Here is a 3179-nt window from a genome sequence, read left to right on the forward strand (position 1 = left end):
TGTTTATTCATTAATCAAAATAAATTTAAAAACGAGTAATTCTACAGGCTCGTTAGGCATATAAGGTTTCTGTGTGACTCAAATAATAAACAACTATTTTACTGAGCGCGAAGGGGTGATGGCGGTCGAACGCATCGTCAACCAAATGCGCTGCATTTGGCGTGAAACCCCCAACGCCGATGTAGGGATAGATGGCCAAATTGAGTATGTTGATCTCAATGGCAACTGCACCGGTCATGTTGTAGCGGTCCAAGTTAAATCCGGAGCCTCCTACATAAAGAAGGTTGCAGGTGGAATCTCATTTACACCAACTAATCGACACGCCTCGTACTGGGAGCGATTCCCTCTCCCAGTTCTAGTAGTCATACATGATCCAACTACTGACAAAAGCTATTGGGCTGACGTAAGGAGACACCTTCGATCCGATCAAAGTACAACTAGGACTATTGTTATACCAGAAGAGCAAGTACTCAACATTGATAACAGGGACGCATTGTTCGAGTCTTGCGGCGCATTTGGCATGCCACCCATGGCAGAGCTCGATATAGTTAAGACTCTACTCCAGCAAAAAAATAGAAACGCCGCTTTTGATCTTTCCTTCTTTGATATCTTTAGTAACGGATTGACTGATATCGGAAGGAAATTGTTTTTCTCCCTAGACTTTTGCATAGATATTGCGGAGGAAAAGTTGGCAAAAGCAAATAGCCAATTCGGGGTAGGAATGGGCGATCAAGAGCATCTTTTCATTGCTAATTACATTGATTTCATAACCGCTCAATCTCTTGTCGTAATTGACTACTGCGATTACCTCATCGACCGAGATGAGCGACAGATGTCTCCCACTATGCTAATGCCTCTGACAGCTAGAGGGCGAGCTGTTCGTGACTTGCTGCGTAACTTGGGACAAGGCGCCCCGTCACGCTCACTTACTGAGAATCCCGTAGAGATGCAAAAAATGCCGCCGTACTATCTTCGACTCGAAGCCAATCTTACGCTGGCGGAGATTCTGGAAAGGAGACTCGAAAATGCCTAATAATTCATTCAAGCGTTAGGTTTTTTATGTAATGAACAATCAAACATTAAAAATCATTAATGACCTTAAAATATCTATAGATGAAGCTGTAAGACACAGCGAAATCTGGTGGGAGCTTGGATACTCTCAAAATAGGTCAAAGTTCAAAAATGAATTTGCATCTAAACGTTTTAATCATTTTTTACATGCATCATATGAAGCGCATGCCATCACTATGTATTTAGCTTTAGGCAGAATATTTGATCCAGATACCCGATCATCAAGCTTTAGCACACTCAAAGTGAATTTACGGTTATTCGGTCATCTCGAATTAGTTAAGACGATAGAAAATCAGTTAAAACCATATTCTGAGTTAGTAAAAAAAGTTCTAGATATCCGTAGTAAAACAGTGGCGCATTCGGATTTATCGCACACCGAAAGTTTAGTTCTCAAAGCCAACTCTATAACTCCTGACGAATTGAAATTGTTAATTCATCAAACCAGAGAAACATATTACGACGTTTTACGCTATTTCAGTCTCACGACAACACAGCTTGAGGATGGCATATTCAGCGAATCAACTTTAAATGTGCTAGACCAACTACAAACCTAACAAAAACTTGGTGTGGGGCAGCTACGCTGCCCCACAAGTAAAAGTTAATCCATAGAAATTGTTATCCGAAACTCACGAATTAGAGTTAGGAATCTAGCTCGCTTTTGTCCAAAAGTGGGATAGGGTTTAACACGTAAATGTGTGTTCCGAATCGGATTGTGGCATCGTTATTTGGGATACCCAACCCAATTGCTTCTTCAAATAATTGGTTGCTTTGTTTAGTTGTGGTTAGCTGCCAAGAAAGCATAGTCTATTTCAAACTTCGCAGCATTTAATTATTTGCGTAAAGCAACAAGGCAGAAAAATTTTACACAACATTAACAGTTAGTTAGTGTATTATTAGTCACAGCAGGTCGATTTTAGAAGTCGGTATTATTAGTCTTCATATCGACATTATCTATTCTGAAATATGGATTTCTAATGGCTCCTCAATTCAACTTACATCAAATTTATGACCATAATCTTAACTTTCTTCTTGGTGCAGGCGCTTCAGTTGGATTTCTGCCAACGCTCTCATTAGAAATAAAAGATGGGGATGGTCAAAATCATACTTTCGAGACTCTAGCAAAGCATTACGAAGACAACAAAGAAATGAAAACGATGCTTTTTATGTTGTATTACCGCGAGTGCATCAAGCCAGGCTTACCTACGCCAGCACCAAGACCACCTAGGTTACCTGATAAAGATAGTGTCATTACTGAATATAAGCGCTTCATCACCACTCTGATTCAAGTTCTAAATAAACAGAAGCCATCAGCCAAACGAGCAAACATTTTTACAACCAATTATGATAATTGTCTCGAAATCGCTAGTGAAGAATTAATGGGTACCAGAGGGGCTCAGTTTGAAGTCAACGATGGTAGTACAGGTTTTAAAACTCTAACTTTCCACACAAGAAATTTTAGCAATCGTGTAGTAAATAAAGGAATGCTAGATCGTCACGATCAATATCTTCCTCAAATAAACTTACTGCATGTTCATGGTTCAGTTCATTGGTATAAGAATCACAAAGGTGATATCGAACTTAACTATGGGGCTAGTAATTACACCTTTGAGTTTAACTCAGAAGAAACTCAAATTTTGAATGAGTGCAGAGATATTCTTTACGATAAAGAGAAAACAATCGCTGATCTAGATGCAAACATAGAAAAGTATGACGACCTTTCTGAGTTACGAGCAGATGAATTTTGGTATGGTTATGAAAAGATGCCGATTGTTAATCCTACGAAATGGAAGTTTCATGAAACGGTTTTTGAAGAAGCTTATTACCAGATCCTTCGACATCTAAGCTATGAGCTTGAAAGGCCACAATCAGTACTCATAGCCTTTGGATTTTCATTTGCTGATGAGCATATCCTTAATCTTATTCAGCGAGCACTCTCAAATCCATCACTGACAATGTATGTTGTGTGCTACAGCAAGTCGACGAAAGATTGGATGGAAGGACTATTTGGCCAATATCCGAATGTAAAATACATATTCTCTGAGGAACATGCGTTATGTAACCCTCCCTTAAAGTCAGAATGTTTTAAATAGAGTTTTCCATTTACACTA

Annotated in this window: 3 protein-coding genes; all 3 read left to right on the top strand. The window is 39.2% G+C overall.

What is annotated here, in order from left to right:
- Positions 1-73 precede the first annotated feature (73 nt).
- The gene (locus ACED29_RS20945; RefSeq protein WP_371698653.1) at positions 74-1033 is read left to right on the top strand and encodes a DUF4365 domain-containing protein; all 960 of its coding nucleotides are present in this window, start codon (positions 74-76) and stop codon (positions 1031-1033) included.
- Between the two features lie 31 nt (positions 1034-1064).
- Positions 1065-1625 carry a hypothetical protein gene (locus tag ACED29_RS20950; RefSeq protein WP_371698655.1) on the top strand — a complete coding sequence of 187 codons (561 nt, stop codon included), beginning with the start codon at positions 1065-1067 and terminating at the stop codon, positions 1623-1625.
- Between the two features lie 420 nt (positions 1626-2045).
- Positions 2046-3161 carry a hypothetical protein gene (locus ACED29_RS20955; RefSeq protein ID WP_371698657.1) on the top strand — a complete coding sequence of 372 codons (1116 nt, stop codon included), beginning with the start codon at positions 2046-2048 and terminating at the stop codon, positions 3159-3161.
- Positions 3162-3179 lie beyond the last annotated feature (18 nt).

Origin of the sequence: Shewanella sp. 5S214, assembly GCF_041439795.1 — a bacterium.
Taxonomy (GTDB): domain Bacteria; phylum Pseudomonadota; class Gammaproteobacteria; order Enterobacterales; family Shewanellaceae; genus Shewanella; species Shewanella vesiculosa.